General features: G+C 71.9%; 10 protein-coding genes. 6 read left to right on the top strand and 4 right to left on the bottom strand.

The features are described from left to right. Positions 1-37 precede the first annotated feature (37 nt). Positions 38-1,207, top strand: coding sequence for a type VII secretion system-associated protein (locus tag ACIOKD_RS22530; protein WP_402086725.1), 1,170 nt, complete (start codon positions 38-40; stop codon positions 1,205-1,207). A 164-nt stretch (positions 1,208-1,371) separates the two neighbouring features. Here ACIOKD_RS22530 and ACIOKD_RS22525 read toward each other — a convergent pair whose 3' ends face one another. Then, positions 1,372-4,776, bottom strand: coding sequence for a right-handed parallel beta-helix repeat-containing protein (locus tag ACIOKD_RS22525; protein WP_402086722.1), 3,405 nt, complete (start codon positions 4,774-4,776; stop codon positions 1,372-1,374). 243 nt (positions 4,777-5,019) lie between these two features. On the opposite strand from ACIOKD_RS22525, the gene ACIOKD_RS22520 reads away from it, so the two are divergent. From ACIOKD_RS22520 to mug, 5 genes are all read left to right on the top strand, one after another. Continuing rightward, positions 5,020-5,445, top strand: coding sequence for a DUF6924 domain-containing protein (locus tag ACIOKD_RS22520; protein WP_402086720.1), 426 nt, complete (start codon positions 5,020-5,022; stop codon positions 5,443-5,445). 35 nt (positions 5,446-5,480) lie between these two features. Beyond that, the gene (locus ACIOKD_RS22515; protein WP_402086718.1) at positions 5,481-5,918 is read left to right on the top strand and encodes a DUF6924 domain-containing protein; all 438 of its coding nucleotides are present in this window, start codon (positions 5,481-5,483) and stop codon (positions 5,916-5,918) included. Between the two features lie 93 nt (positions 5,919-6,011). Further along, entirely contained in the window at positions 6,012-9,449 is a 3,438-nt protein-coding gene (locus ACIOKD_RS22510) for a BTAD domain-containing putative transcriptional regulator (RefSeq protein WP_402086715.1), read from the top strand. 496 nt (positions 9,450-9,945) lie between these two features. Further along, positions 9,946-11,433, top strand: a complete 1,488-nt coding sequence (gene purB, locus ACIOKD_RS22505) for an adenylosuccinate lyase (RefSeq protein WP_402086712.1) — start codon at positions 9,946-9,948, stop codon at positions 11,431-11,433. Continuing rightward, positions 11,430-11,975: a G/U mismatch-specific DNA glycosylase gene (mug, locus tag ACIOKD_RS22500; RefSeq protein ID WP_402087036.1), complete on the top strand. Its 546-nt coding sequence runs from the start codon at positions 11,430-11,432 to the stop codon at positions 11,973-11,975. The genes purB and mug overlap by 4 nt, the downstream gene beginning before the upstream one ends. Before the next feature lie 182 nt (positions 11,976-12,157). On the opposite strand, the gene ACIOKD_RS22495 is transcribed toward mug, so the two are convergent. The 3 genes from ACIOKD_RS22495 to ACIOKD_RS22485 all read right to left on the bottom strand — a co-directional run bounded on the left by ACIOKD_RS22495 (position 12,158) and on the right by ACIOKD_RS22485 (position 14,427). Then, positions 12,158-12,604 (bottom strand): hypothetical protein, encoded by a 447-nt coding sequence (locus ACIOKD_RS22495; RefSeq protein ID WP_402086710.1) that lies wholly within the window; start codon positions 12,602-12,604, stop codon positions 12,158-12,160. A gap of 72 nt (positions 12,605-12,676) precedes the next feature. Next, entirely contained in the window at positions 12,677-13,420 is a 744-nt protein-coding gene (locus ACIOKD_RS22490; protein WP_402086708.1) for an ABC transporter permease subunit, read from the bottom strand. A gap of 2 nt (positions 13,421-13,422) precedes the next feature. After that, positions 13,423-14,427 (bottom strand): ABC transporter ATP-binding protein, encoded by a 1,005-nt coding sequence (locus tag ACIOKD_RS22485; protein ID WP_402086705.1) that lies wholly within the window; start codon positions 14,425-14,427, stop codon positions 13,423-13,425. Positions 14,428-14,534 lie beyond the last annotated feature (107 nt).

The following is a 14,534-nucleotide window of genomic DNA, read 5'->3' as shown; positions in this document are numbered from 1 at the left end:
CGGCAGTGTCGACCTACCCATAAGGAAAGACAGCATCATGGCTGACAGCACGCCGCAGACCGGCAATGCCCTGACGGACGAGCTGCCGTACCTGCTCCAGAACCCTGGAGAGACGGCGGACGGCTCGGCCCCCACGCCGAGCGAGGTCTACGAGGACGCCACTCCCCCGATCCTCAGCCGTCCGGTCGTTCCTGAGGACCTCGCCCCGGAGCAGGAGGACGCCCTCACCGGGCCGGACCCGGTCGACAACGCCCTCGATCAGGCCGTACCGCCGCCGCCCGACCACATCGCGCAGGCCGCCCTGCTGGCCGGTGACCACTGGTTCGCCCTCGTCGATCCCGCCTGGACCCAGGCCTGGCCGCCGCCCGAGTGGACGGTCGTGGGCGAGTGGCGTTCCGACGCCTCCGGCGAGATCGTGGAGTGGCGGCACAACCCGTCCTATGTGCGGTCCCCGGCTGCCCGTGGCTGGGCCCGGCCCACCGATCCGACCGACGCCGCCGTGCAGCGAGCCGCCGCGGGGTACGGGCGCGAGGACGAGGTGCCCGACCTTCTCGCGCCGGCGGACGTGGCCGTGCTCGTCGGCCCGGACGGACGACCGGTGACAGCGGTCGCGCCGGACGGCACCCCCGTGATGCTCGTCTTCACCTCGCAGGCGCACCTGGCCGGCGCCGGGCGTCTCCTGTATGAGATCCACACGGTGTCGGACCTCGCCGAACAGCTGCCGGAGGACCATCAGCTCTACCTGAACTGCTCCGCGCCGGTGTCCATGTGCGTCGAACCCGACGCACTCGACCGGGCACTCGCGAGAGTGCGGACGAAGGCCGAGACGCTGGACACGTCACAGGACTCGGCCCCCGCCCCCGCCCCGGGGCCGGACGGCGGACCGGAGGAGGACAGCGAGCCATCGGTCGGATCCGCTTCAAGTATCGAGACCACGGGATCCACGCCCGGCCCTCTGGCGTCCACGCCCCGGTTCGAGCCGTCCGAGCCGTCCGAGCCGTCCGAGCCACTCGAAGAGCCTGAACGGTCCGAACAGCCCAAGCAGCCCAAGCAGTCCGAGCAGTCCGCGGACGTCGCCGAGGCGCGGTCGGCCGACAGCACGGATGCTCCGGAAGCCCCCGAGCCGCCGAACGCTCCGCCCGCTCCGCCGTCCAACACCCTCTCCGAGAGCGTGGCCTCGGCGCTGATGACGACGAGGGGACGCTGACCGACCGTGTCGAGGTGGTCCCCGCGTACGTGGCAGGGACCGCTTCGGCCCGCTCCGCCCAACTCAGCCCGACTCCGCCCAACTCAGCCCGTATTCGGCCTACTTCGGCCTACTTCGAGCCGCGTCGACGCCAGGAGTACGTGGCCGGCCGCGGGCTCCTGCGCTCAGACGGACAAGTGCCGGCCGGGGTCCTGCTGAGCGGATCGCTCGGCCCGTGTCCACGCGGTGCTCGACACGTCGGGAACATCCTCGGGCAGCAACTGCTGAAGCTCCTCGATGCCCGGGGCCGTCAGACCGCCGAGCCGCCGGGCCTGGCGTGTGGTCATCGACTGGAAGAGCTGCCGGGCGGTGCGGGCATTGCCGAAGGACCGGTCGCGGGGCAGCGCGTCGAAGTACCGGTGCAGGACCTCGACCGTCCCGGGAACGCAGGTGTAGCCCGACTCGGTCGCCTGCGCGCGGACGATGGTGACCAGTTCCTCGGTGGTGTAGTCCTCGAAATGCACATTGCGGGAGAAGCGCGAGGCCAGCCCGGGGTTCGAGGCGAGGAACCGCCGCATCTCGTCGCTGTACCCGGCGACGATCACGGCGACCTCGTCCCGATGGTCCTCCATCAGCTTCAGCAGGGTGTCGACCGCCTCGCGGCCGAAGTCCGACGGCGCGTGCTCCGGCGTCAGGGCGTACGCCTCGTCGATGAACAGCACGCCGCCGATGGCCCGTTCGAACACCTCGCGCGTCAACTGGGCGGTGTGGCCCACGTACCGGCCCACGAGATCGGCCCGGGCCACCTCCACCAACTGCCCGCGCGGCAGCACGCCCAGCGCGTGGAGCAGGTCCGCGTACAGGCGGGCCACGGTGGTCTTGCCGGTACCGGGGGGCCCGGCGAAGACCAGGTGGTGGCCCAGTCTCGGGGCGGGCAGACCGACGGCCTCGCGCTGCTTGGCAGCGGCGAGGACACTGACCATGTCGCCGACCTCCCGTTTGACCGCGCCCAGGCCCACCATCGCCTCCAGCCCGGCGAGCAGTTCCCGCGGGTCGCCGGGGCCCGTCGCGCCCTGCCCGTCCTCGTCGTCGCCGACATCGGCCGGAAGCAGCAGCGTGAGATCGCTCTCCGCGGGGTCGACCACGGTCGCGAGCCGCACGGCCTGCCGGTCGACCATCTCCTCGAACACACGGCGCGCGGCGCGGCCGTTGCCGAATCCCGCGTCGCGTGGCATGCGCTCGTAGAGACGGACCAGCGCGTCACGCGTACTCGAATGCAGCGCGTAGCGGTGGGCCGTGCACATGTTCTCGGTGATCGTCACCATGTCGGTGTCGGAGTAGTCGGCGAACTCGATGCTGCGGGTGAATCGTGAGGCCAGCCCGGCGTTCGCGGTGAGGAAGCCTTCCATCTCCGCGGTGTACCCGGCGACCACGACCACCACGTCGTCACGGTGGTCCTCCATCAGTTTCACCAGGGTGTCGATGGCCTCCCGCCCGAAGTCGGCCCCCGAACCCTTGCTGCCGGAGAGCAGTGTGTAGGCCTCGTCCACGAACAGCACGCCGCCGAGTGCCTCCTTGAAAGCCTCGGTGGTCTTGATGGCCGTGCCACCGATGACCTGGGCCACCAGATCGGCCCGGGAGACCTCGACCAGATGTCCGGAGCGCAGCACGCCGAGTTCGGCGAGGATTCCGCCGTAGAGGCGTGCCACGGTGGTCTTGCCGGTGCCGGGTGGCCCCGCGAAGACCAGGTGCCGGCTCATGGGCGGTACCGGCATACCGAGTTTCGCCCGGCGTTGTGCCAGCTGGTTGAGGTTGACCAGCGTGGCGACCTGCCGTTTGACGCCCTCCAGACCGACCAGGGCCTCCAGTTCGGCCATCGGTCCCTTGGCCACCGGCGGCGGCGACTGCCGGTCGGCGAGACCCCCCGGGGCGTCGCCGCCGCGGGCGGCCGGTGCCGCGTCCCGGGCGCCTTCGCCGGTGAGTTCGGTGCCCCAGAAGTCCGGTATGGCGTTGTCGCCGCTGGACAGGTCCTCGACGGCGAGCCGCTCGGTGGCACGGGTCAGGCGCAGGCCCGACCCCCGGTTGTCACGGGTGACGCAGCCGGTGACCGACACCGCTTCGGCGCTGTCGACCCGGATGCCGTCACCGAGGCTGCCGCTGATCTCGCACTGTCCGAGGGCGGCCCGTGCCCCGGCCGAGACCTGGACTCCGTGTGCGCCCGAAGCGGTGATGCAAGCCCGGGTGACGGTCACGTCCGCGCCGGTGCCCGCGGCCACTCCCGAGGCGCCGCTCGCGTGGATCGCGCCGTCGCGCAGCGTCACCCGGCCGCCCTCGGAGACGAGGACCCCGCTCTCCTTGGCCGCGCGAAGCGTGCAGTCCCCCAGAAAGATGTTGCCGCCGTCGGTGATCCGGACGGCGTTCGCGCCCGCGTCCTCGATCAGACAGCCTTCGAGCCGGCCGCGCCCGCCGTCGCAGACCTCGACGCCGTCGGTTCCCGGAGAGTGCACGGCCGCACGGTGGAGCAGGGGGTTGGCGCCGGAACGGATCGAGACGGCGACCCCGGCCGCGTAACCGATCTCCAGCCGGTCGAACTCCGCGGCGGAGTCCTCGGCGAGCAACACGGCCGCGCCCGTGTCGGCGCAGTCGCGCACCACCGCACGATCGAGAACGGGTGTCGCTCCGCCCAGCACATGGATGGCATGGCCGGCGGACGACAGGAATTCGCACTCCTCGAAGGTCCCCCGCGACCGCTCGCCGACGAACAACCCGGTCGCCGCGGTCTGCGAAGTGCGGCAGCGCCGCAGTGTCGGATCACTCCCGGCGGCCACGACGATCCCCGCCTGCGAGGTCGCGGTGACGGTGACGTCCTCCAGCACCGGGCGGGCGCCGGAGGTCACGAAGACTCCGGTGGACACGTCGTGGACGGCGGTGCGCAGCACCGTCGTCGAACTGAGTCCCTCCAGAGCCACGGCGGGCTTGTCGGTGTCCGAGATCTCGCAGTCCTCCACGGAGCCGCGGGCCTCGCCGTTGGCCAGCACACCGTTGCCGCGGGCGTCCCGCAGACGGCAGCCGCGGATCGTGGCGCGCGACTGCTCGCCGAGGACGATCGCGGACGATCCGACGTGCTCGACCACGCAGTCCTCGACCACGCTCCCGCTGGGGGCGACATCCACGATGCCCGCGCCCGCCGGGTTGCTGATCCGGCAGCCGCGCGCGGCCAGCGACCCCGACAGCCGGGCCAGTATCGCCGTCCACCCGGAACCCACGACGGTGCAGCGCTCCATGGCCACCTGCCCCCGGGGCACATCGACCACCGGCGTGTCCTCCTGGCCGCCGCGCAGGAGCAGGTCGGTGAGCATGACCTCCTCGGCCATGAGAACCAGGGCGCTGCCGTGGCGGGGGCAGATCTCGGCGCTGTCCCGGCCGCCGGAGGCGACGATCGTCACCCGGGTGCGCACGGTGAGGTTTTCGGGATAGCGCCCCGGAGCCACGCTGATGACGGCACCGGCACGTGCCTGCGCCAAGGCTTCGCTGATGGTGCGGTACCCGTCAGGGTGGTCCGGGCAGACGGTGAGCACCTGCCGTGACACTGTTCAAAACCTCCTGAGCCACGTACACGCGGTACGCGGACGCCGCGGTGGACCGGGGCCTTCGGCCACGGAGCCGCGCCGATGGGGTCGGCTGTGGGCACCCGGATCATAGGCAGCCCGTTGTGCGTAGGAAGTGACCGCGGGACCGGACTTCCGCGGTCCCGTAACTCGCGTACGCTGCCGCTGACTTGCCCGAGCCGAACGCCGTCGCGCGTTCGCGGCCCCTTCGCGAGGATCCTCTCCGTGCCCGAGCCACTCACGCCTGCTCCACTGCCGTGCCACAAGCACGCGACTCCCCTGGTGCGTACCTCCTTCTCCGACGAGCGGTCGTGGCAGACCCTGCTCGTGCACGTGGGAACGCCTTCCGAGGACGACTTCCTGGCGAACGTCGACATCGTCGACGACGTCGCGTACGCGGACTGTTCGCCGGAGCGGATAGCGGGCCTGACGCCACCGGAGAAGCGGCTGGTGGTGATCGCCGACGAGCACGCACTCACCGCGCCGGGCAACCCGCTTCTCGTCGTCCGTACCGGCTCCGTGCGGCCCGCTGAACTCCGGGTCGTGACATCGGAGTTGTGGTCGATCGAGAACAACCTCACCTGGGCCAACATGGACTGGGACGAATTCGTCCGGGCCGCGGACGAGGACGGCGTGTTCCGGGGCTTCTGACCGGACATCGAGCTGAAAGAGAGAATGAGCTTCTCGTGAACGAACTTCCAGGGGGCAGCGGCGTCCTGTTGGTCAGGACCCACTTCACCGACCGGACGGCGTGGGAGCAGTTGTGCGCATGGTTGCGCGGCCACGTCCCCGAGGGCCTGCTCGTGGATCTGCGCACGGTGGACGAAGCACGGTTCGAGGGCATGACGGCGCGGCAGCTCATGACCTTCGTACCGGACCACGCGGACTATCCCTGCCTCTTCGTGGCGGACGCCGTCACCTTCGCGCAGCCGACGGCGGCAGCACGTGAGCGTGTTCTCCTCGTCGTCGATGTCGACGACGAGGGCCCGGACGGGACCTTCCGGGCGGCGGCGTCGGCCCTCGCGGAGATCGAGGCGAACCTGTCGCCGGCGAACACGGACTTCGGCGACTACGTGGAGGGGGTCGACCCCGACGGGATCTACCGCGGACTCGGCGGCATGTGATCACCGGCGGCGCGGTGGCCCGTCCGCCGGACCCCGGCTCCGGCCGGGTGCGCCGGAGTTCTTCCGGGAGGCAACTCCGGTACATTCCCGTCCGTGCTGCGAATACGAGTCCTGGGTTCCCTGGGTGCCGACGTCGAGGGAACACCGGTCGAACTGGGCTCCCCGCGGCAGCGGGCCGTCTTCGGACTGCTGGTCGCGGCCCGGGGCGCGGTGGTGCCGGTGGACCGCATGGTGGACGCGGTGTGGCGCGGAGTTCCCCCGGCCAAGGCCATCGTCTCCCTGCACGCCTACGTGTCGAACCTGCGCCGCCTGCTCGAACCGCGGCGGCCCGCACGAGCGCCCGCGACCGTTCTGGTCACCGCCCCGCCCGGATACGTTCTGCGGTTGCCCCCGGACTCCGTGGACGCCTGGCGTTTCGAGGCCCAAGTGGGCCGTGCCCGGAGCGCTCCGGTGGACCTGGCCCGCGAACTGCTGACCGAGGCCCTCGAATGGTGGCAGGGTCCCGCGTTCCTTGAGCACGCGGACGAGACGTGGGCCTCGTCGGAAGTGAACCGGCTGACCGAGTTGTACGCACAGGCGCGGGAACTCGCCGTCGACGCCGATCTGCGCGCGGGGTACGCCGACGAGGCGACGCTGGCCGCCCAGGCCCTGGTCACGGACAACCCGCTGCGGGAGGAGGGGTGGCGACTGCTCGCGCTCGCCCATTGGGCGTGCGGCCGGCAGGCAGGCGCCCTCTCCTCGTTGCGCCGTGCCGCGCGCATACTGCGGGACGAACTCGGCTGTGATCCCTCGCCCGTCCTGGTCGAGCTCGAACAGGCGGTGCTGGCCCGGCGGCTCGACGTGCTCCGGGCCGTCGTGCCGGAGCCGGTCACGGTGCCGCCGACCGCCACCCAGCGCACCGGCGTCGCATACCCCGTACCGACACATGCCGCGCCCGCCCACAGCGCCTCGGGTGTCACTGCGGCTGCCGGCACCGTCGCCGTCACCGACCTGTCCGCGAACGGACGCGCCCCCTTCGTCGGCAGACACGACGAGTTGCGCGCGGTCGCCACCGCCGCGCTGGCCGCCCGGCACACGGCCAGCACCTCGCTGGTCACCGGTGAAGCCGGCGCCGGGAAGACGGCGCTTCTGGCCCGGTTCGCCGAACACCTGCGGTCCGACGGGTGGTTCGTGGTGGTCGGCCGCTGCCCGGAGTACGAGGGAGCGCCGCCCGCCTGGGCCTGGGTGGAGGCCCTCGGCGCACTCGCCCGCGACATCCCCCCGGCCCAGCCGGGAGAACTGGCCGCGCTGTTGGGCGAGCCCGGTGCCGGGGAGGCCCCGACGGGCGACGCGGCGACCGTCGGACGCTTCCGTACGCACCGCGCCTTCGCCGCCTGGCTGCGGGACGCGGCGGGCCGGCGGCCGCTCGCCGTGTTCCTGGAGGACCTGCACCGTGCCGACGCCGAGACGCTCGCCCTGCTCGAAGCGGCGGCCGCGGTCACCGGCGTCCCCCTCCTCACCGTCGCCAGCTACCGTCCGGCCGAGGTGGGGGAACTCCTGGGCAAGACCCTCGCCCACCTCGCCCCCGGCGCTCCGCACCGGATCGCGCTCGGTGGTCTTCCACCGCAGGATGTCGCGACCCTCGTCGAGGCCGTCTGCGGCCGACCCGTGGACGCGAGGACCGTGACGGCTCTCACCGACCGCACCGGCGGAAACCCCTTCTACGTCCTGGAGAGCGCGCGGCTGCTGGCCCGAGAAGGCGCTCTAGTGGCCGTCTCCGAGGTCCCGCAGGGCGTGCGCGACGTGCTGCGCAGACGCCTGGCCCTTCTGCCGGCCGACGCTCGCTCCGCCCTGCAGCTCACGGCCGTCGTGGGACTGGAGGCCGACGTCTCGCTCCTGATCGACGCGGCCGACCTGGACGAGGACACCCTCCTGTGCGGACTGGAGGCCGCCCTCGCCGCGGATCTGCTGACCGAACCCGGCCCGGGACGCGTCCGCTTCGTGCATGCCCTGGTGCGCGACACCGTGTACACGGACCTGCCCGTCGTACGGCGTTCCCGTCTGCACGACCGCGTGGCTCGGCAACTGCGCTGCCGTCGCCCGGACGATCTCGCCGCGCTGGCCCACCACTTCGCCCGCTCGGGCAGAAGCTCGACCGCGCCCCTGGCCATCGACTACGCACTGCGCGCGGCCGAGTTGGCCGAGCGGCGGTACGCCCACGACGTGGCCGTCGACCTGATCCAACAGGCGCTGGAGGCGCACGCCGCCGCCGCGTCCGACTCCGACGGCCATCGAGAGGCCACGGTGGTCCTCCTGGTGCGGCTGCTGGGTGCGCAGGTACGGGCCGGCGCGACCGACGCCGCCCGCATCACCCGGCAGCGCGCGGTCGACCTGGCCATACTCGCCAACCGCGACGACCTGGTGGCGGCGGTCTACGGCGCCTGGACCGAACCCTCGCTGTGGCGCAGCAGGCTGGAGGGCTTCTTCGACCGGACCGCGCTGACCCGACTGGAGCACCTGGCACAGGACAGCACCCTGGACGACCCGACGCGCGCACGAGTGCTCCAGGTCCTCGTGGACGCCGTGGCGGCCGAGGACGCACCGCGGGCCGCCGAGGCCGCGCACGCCCAACTGGCCCTGGCCCGCGCGGACGGCGACCCCCGTCTACTGGCCTCCGCCCTCATGACGTCCGCGCGCCTCATGCCACATGAGGCGCAGGACACCGCCCGGCCGCCCCTCGTCGCCGAGTTGCGCCGGCTCGCCCTGACCCACGATCTGCCCGCCTACCGCTGGGTGTGTGAGCACCTGGACTCCCTGACGGCCGCCGCACGCAACGATCCGGACCTGGTACACAGGCACACCACCGACGGCCTGGACATAGCGCGCCGCTACCGGATGCTGTGGGCACAGGGCATCAACACCCTCGCCTCGGCCATGCTGGCCACGATCACGGGCCGCTTCGGCGTGGCGGAGGCCGAGTACGCCGAGGCGGACGTGCTGTTGCAGCGCATAGGAGCGCACCAGGCCGCGGCCCCGCGCACACTGGGCCTGATGACCATCCGGCTCACGCAGGGCAGGACGGCCGAGATCGAGCAGGACGTCCGGGATCTGCACGCGACCGTCGGCGCCCCTGTCGCCGTGCTGCACGCGCTCGTACTGGCCCGTCTGGGCCGCATGGACGAGGCGCGACTGGTGTCCTTCCCGTCCCGGCCGGTGACGGATCATCTCTACGGGCTGGAGCTGGACTACCGCAGCGAACTCGCCGTTCTGCAAGGCGACACCGACACCGCGACCGTGCTGATCGGGCACCTCCTGCCCGTCCGGAACCAGTTCGGCGGCACCGCCGGAGGTGCCTACGCCAGTCGTCCCCTCGCCCACGCCCTCGGCGACCTGTACCGGCTGATGAACGACGAACAGGCCGCGGCCGACTCCTACGCGCGGGCCGAACGGGTCGCGCTCGCCTGGAACTCGACCCATCACCTGACCGCCGCCCGCCGGGCCACAGCGGAACTGCGAGCGCCCGGAGACCGGCACCGGACGTTCGCCCCGTAGGGAGGCGTCGGGGCCCGGCGTGCGCGGCGAACAAGGGGTGACCGCTCCTGGATGAGGTCGCGGCGCTGCTGCGCGCTCCCGGGGTGATGTGCGCCAGCCGCTCGGCGCCGTCCAGCTCACGCAGGGCCTGCCGTGCGGCGTCGGTGAAGACCGCCCGCTAGCGGCTCACGCTCACAGGAGCCCGGCCAGCGCGGGGAACACCTCGACGATCTCGTTCGTGCACGCACGCAGTCCCGGACCGCACGGCGTCGGCCGCGGCGCCCGCGCCCGCGTCGGTGCCAGCGTGCCCTTCGGACACACCGTCCACACCACCCACGCCGTCTCCGCCAGAATCTCTCCCGGCCCCACTGCCGCACCCCCGACTTTCCCAGCAGTGTCTGAGGCTGAGGGCCTCTGTCCGTCCGCGGGCTACCCCTGCTGGATCTCTCACACTCTCTCTCACGGAATCTGCGTCCAGAGGCAGACGCTGTGAACCCCGATGGCCTCTACCTGGACGATGGAGACTCGCAGAGCCCCCCATCCACAGCGGGTATGCTCCGTCCACGTGACTGCGCCCGCAAAGCCCCGTATCCCGAACGTCCTCGCCGGCCGCTACGCCTCGGCCGAGCTCGCCACCCTGTGGTCCCCCGAGCAGAAGGTGAAGCTGGAGCGTCAGCTGTGGCTCGCCGTGCTGCGGGCCCAGAAGGACCTCGGGATCGAGGTGCCCGACGCCGCCCTCGCCGACTACGAGCGGGTCCTCGACCAGGTCGACCTCGCCTCGATCGCCGAGCGCGAGAAGGTCACGCGACACGACGTGAAGGCGCGGATCGAGGAGTTCAACGACCTCGCCGGACACGAGCACGTCCACAAGGGCATGACGTCCCGCGACCTCACCGAGAACGTCGAGCAGTTGCAGATCCGGCTCTCCCTGGAGCTGGTGCGCGACCGCACGGTCGCCGTCCTCGCCCGGCTGGGCAGGCTCGCGGGCGAGTACGGCGAGCTGGTCATCGCGGGCCGCTCCCACAACGTGGCGGCGCAGGCGACCACTCTCGGCAAGCGTTTCGCGACCGCCGCCGACGAGCTGCTCGTCGCGCACGGCCGGGTCGAGGAACTGCTCGCCCGTTACCCGCTGCGCGGCATCAAGGGCCCGGTGGGCACGGCGCAGGACATGCTCGACCTGCTGGGCGGGGACGCGTCGAAGCTCGCCGACCTGGAGCAGCGCATCGCCGGGCACCTCGGCTTCTCGCAGGCGTTCACATCGGTGGGCCAGGTCTACCCGCGCTCGCTGGACTACGAGGTCGTGACCGCGCTGGTGCAGCTGGCCGCCGCCCCTTCGTCCACCGCCAAGACCATCCGGCTGATGGCCGGACACGAGCTGGTGACCGAGGGCTTCAAGCCGGGCCAGGTCGGTTCCTCGGCGATGCCGCACAAGATGAACACCCGCTCCTGCGAGCGCGTCAACGGTCTGATGGTGATCCTGCGCGGCTACGCCTCGATGACGGGTGAACTGGCGGGCGACCAGTGGAACGAGGGCGACGTGTCCTGCTCGGTGGTGCGCCGGGTCGCACTGCCGGACGCGTTCTTCGCGCTGGACGGTCTGCTGGAGACCTTCCTCACCGTCCTCGACGAGTTCGGCGCCTTCCCTGCGGTCGTCGCGCGCGAGCTGGACCGCTACCTGCCGTTCCTCGCGACGACCAAGGTCCTGATGGGCGCGGTGCGCGCGGGTGTCGGCCGGGAGGTCGCGCACGAGGCCATCAAGGAGAACGCCGTCGCCTCCGCCCTCGCCATGCGTGAGCAGGGCACCGAGCGCAACGAGCTGCTCGACAAGCTCGCGGCGGACGAGCGCCTCCCGCTGGACCGCGTGCAGCTCGACACGCTGATGGCCGACAAGCTGTCCTTCACGGGCGCCGCCGCCGAACAGGTGGCCGTGGTCGTCGCCCGCGTCGAGGAGATCGTGAAGCAGCACCCGCAGGCCGCGGGCTACACGCCGGGGGCGATCCTCTGACGCGGTTCACGCCCGCCGAACTGGAGGCCGCCCGCGGCCGGCTCGTGCCTGATGTGGTCGCGGACGGTCTCCAGGTGCTGTTCTGCGGCATCAACCCCGGGCTGATGACGGCGGCGACGGGCCACCACTTCGCGCGCCCCGGCAACCGCTTCTGGCCGGTCCTGCACCTGTCCGGCTTCACCCCGCGGCTGCTGAAGCCCTCGGAGCAGGACGAGTTGCTGTCGTACGGGCTCGGCATCACCAACGTGGTGGCGCGGGCGAGTGCCCGGGCCGACGAGCTGAGCGCGGACGAGTACCGGGAGGGCGGGCGGCTGCTCGCCGCCAAGGTCGAACGGCTGCGGCCACGATGGCTCGCGGTCGTGGGGGTGACCGCCTACCGGGCGGCCTTCGACGACCGCAAGGCGGCGATCGGCCCGCAGGAGCGGACGTTCGGCGCTACGCGCGTGTGGGCCCTGCCCAATCCCAGCGGCCTGAACGCACACTGGACGGCGGCGACGATGGCGGAGGAGTTCGGCCGCTTGCGGGTGGCCGCGCAGGACTAAGGGCTGTCCCGAAATCCCCGGCGGGCGCACGACGACAGCTACGGCACCTCGCCGCGTTGTCGGATCGCCCGAATACGCCCAGTATGAGGACGACCCTCCGCCTTGCGATGCACCGCATCCGACGCCGCGCGCTGATCCACCGGGAATTACGGGACAGCCCTTAGCAGGCGCCCGGCACCGGGTCAGGGCGGAGCCAACTCCGTGACCAGCGCGAAGAGTTGGAACTCCTGGCCCTCCACCGGCTCGGAGACCCCCACGGCCACCCAGCGCCCCGTACCGTCGGCCTCCCACAGGTCCACATGTCCCACGTAGGCGCTGAGGTAGGCCCACGGCTTCGGTATCCGCTCCTCCGGGTCCTCGGAGCGCAGGAAGACACCGGTCAGGCTCTTCGGTTCCGCCTCGCCCCAACGCTCCCCCAGCCGCTGTGAGACGCCCTCCCTGTAGGCGGCGAACTGGTCCGCGATCTCCTCCCGCCCGGACCGGTCGCCCGTCCCGAAACCATGCGTCGTCTCCAGTACCACCAGGTGGTAGCCGGGTCCCCCCGCGCCGACCTCCGACCAGCCGTGCGCCGCGGGGAAGTCGCGGACGCACAGCTCCTCGATCGTGGCGAGGTGTCGCTCAGTGGTCATGAAGTCCAGTAAAGCGGTCACCACTGACATGTGGCGGCCCGTCAGGTGACAACGGCTGCCCGGATTGCGGATTCACGCGTCCCGACGGTGCACACCCCACCATCCGGCCAGGAGCGCCGCCGACGTCCACACCGCTGTGACCGCGAGCCCCGCCCACGGCCCGAGCAAGCCGTCCCGGGTCCCGTGCAGGACCACCTGCCCCGCCCGGTCGGGCAGGAGGTCGGCGGCGTTCCCGGACATGTCCCCGACCACGAAGGAGACCAGCAGGAGGAAGGGGATGAGGATGCTCAGCGTGGTGACGCCGCTGCGCAGCAACGCGGTCAGGCCGGCCGCGAACAGGGCCATCAGCGCCAGGTAGATCCCGCAGCCCACGGCTCCCCGGAGCCCTTCGGCCCAGCTCATACCGTTCGCCCGGTCGCCGAGGACGGCCCTGCCCACGGCGAGGCTCACGCACCCGGTGAGGAGGCCGACGGCCAGGACAGGGAGGCCGACAGCCGTCATCTTCGCCGCGAACCACCGCCCGCGCCGGGGTACGGCGGCCAGCGAGAGCCGCAGGGCACCGCCCTGGAACTCGGACGACACGGCCTGCGCGCCGAAGGTGATCGCCGCGATCTGCCCGAAGTTGACGCCGAAGAACGCCGAGAACAGCGGGTCGAAGTCCGCGTTCCCGCTCCCGCTCCCGTCCCCGGAGTTGTCGAGCCCCGCCAGTGCGGAGAAGGCCGCGGTGACGAGTACGACGGCGCCCAGTCCCACGACGAGCGACCGCAGGGTGCGGATCTTGAGCCACTCCGAGTGGAGTACGGGTGTGAACGGCACGGTCAGGTCTCCTGCGGCTGGGTCGGGGACTGCGCGGCCGACGGAACCGGGGGCTGCGCCGCGAACTCGGCCTCCGTGGCGGTCAGATCGAGGTAGGCCTGTTCCAGCGTGGCTTCCTCCGCCACCAGTTCGAGGATGGGCAGACCCGCGCCCGAGGCGAGGCGGCCGATGTCCTCCACGCGCGCGTGGCGCACGATCCACCGTTCGCCCCCGCCCCCGCCACCTCCACCTCCCCCGCTTTCGCTTTCGCTTTCGCTTTCGTTCCGCGCGGCCTCGTACCCGTGGCGGGCGAGCAGGTCGCGAAGGGCCGCGCCGTCCGTGGTGCGTACCCGTACCCGGGGGTCCACGCGCGCCCGGACGAACTCCCTCGTCGCCATGTCGGCGATCAGCCGGCCGCGGCCCAGCACGACGAGGTGGTCGGCGAAGGACGCGGTCTCGTTCATCAGGTGGCTGGAGACGAGTACGGTGCGGCCCTCACGGGCGAGCCGGCGCAGCAACTCCCTGATCCAGATGATGCCTTCGGGGTCGAGCCCGTTGGACGGCTCGTCGAGCAGGACCACCGGCGGGTCCCCCAGGAGGGCCGCGGCGATCCCCAGGCGCTGCCGCATGCCCAGGGAGTACGTCTTGACGCGGCGGCGGGCGACCGGGGCGAGACCGGCCTCCGCCAGGACCTCGTCCACACGGGTCAAGGGCAGGCGGTTGCTCGCCGCGAGCGCCCGAAGATGGTCCCGCGCGGTCCGCGAACCGTGCGCCGCCTGCGCGTCGAGCAGGGCGCCGACGTGACGCAACGGCTCCTCCAGCGTCGCGTACGCCTGACCGCCGACGGTGGCGGTGCCCGACGTGGGCCGGTCGAGGCCGAGCACGAGCCGCATGGTGGTGGACTTGCCCGCGCCGTTGGGGCCGAGGAATCCGGTGACCCGGCCGGGCTCGACACGGAAGGTCAGCCGGTCCACGGCACGAGTGGTGCCGTACTCCTTGGTGAGTTCTTGGACGTCGATGCTGGTCATGGCCCAAGGCTGACTGCAGGGAAGGCAGTTGGTCCTCCCCCGCCCGGGGAGGGCGTCTCCCCCGCTCGGGGGAGGCTCGTTGTCGGTGCCGGCTGGCACGATGACGC

The organism is Streptomyces sp. NPDC087844, assembly GCF_044742785.1.
Taxonomy (GTDB): domain Bacteria; phylum Actinomycetota; class Actinomycetes; order Streptomycetales; family Streptomycetaceae; genus Streptomyces.
Note: the sequence above shows the minus strand (reverse complement) of the source record. Positions and strands in the feature narration are given on the sequence as shown.

Excerpts from the sequence above, each read along its gene's own strand:
- ACIOKD_RS22530 (WP_402086725.1), top strand. The coding sequence starts at position 38 with ATGGCTGACAGCACGCCGCAGACCGGCAATGCCCTGACGGACGAGCTG.
- purB (WP_402086712.1), top strand. The coding sequence starts at position 9,946 with ATGGAGACTCGCAGAGCCCCCCATCCACAGCGGGTATGCTCCGTCCAC.
- ACIOKD_RS22495 (WP_402086710.1), bottom strand. The coding sequence starts at position 12,604 with ATGACCACTGAGCGACACCTCGCCACGATCGAGGAGCTGTGCGTCCGC.
- ACIOKD_RS22485 (WP_402086705.1), bottom strand. The coding sequence starts at position 14,427 with ATGACCAGCATCGACGTCCAAGAACTCACCAAGGAGTACGGCACCACT.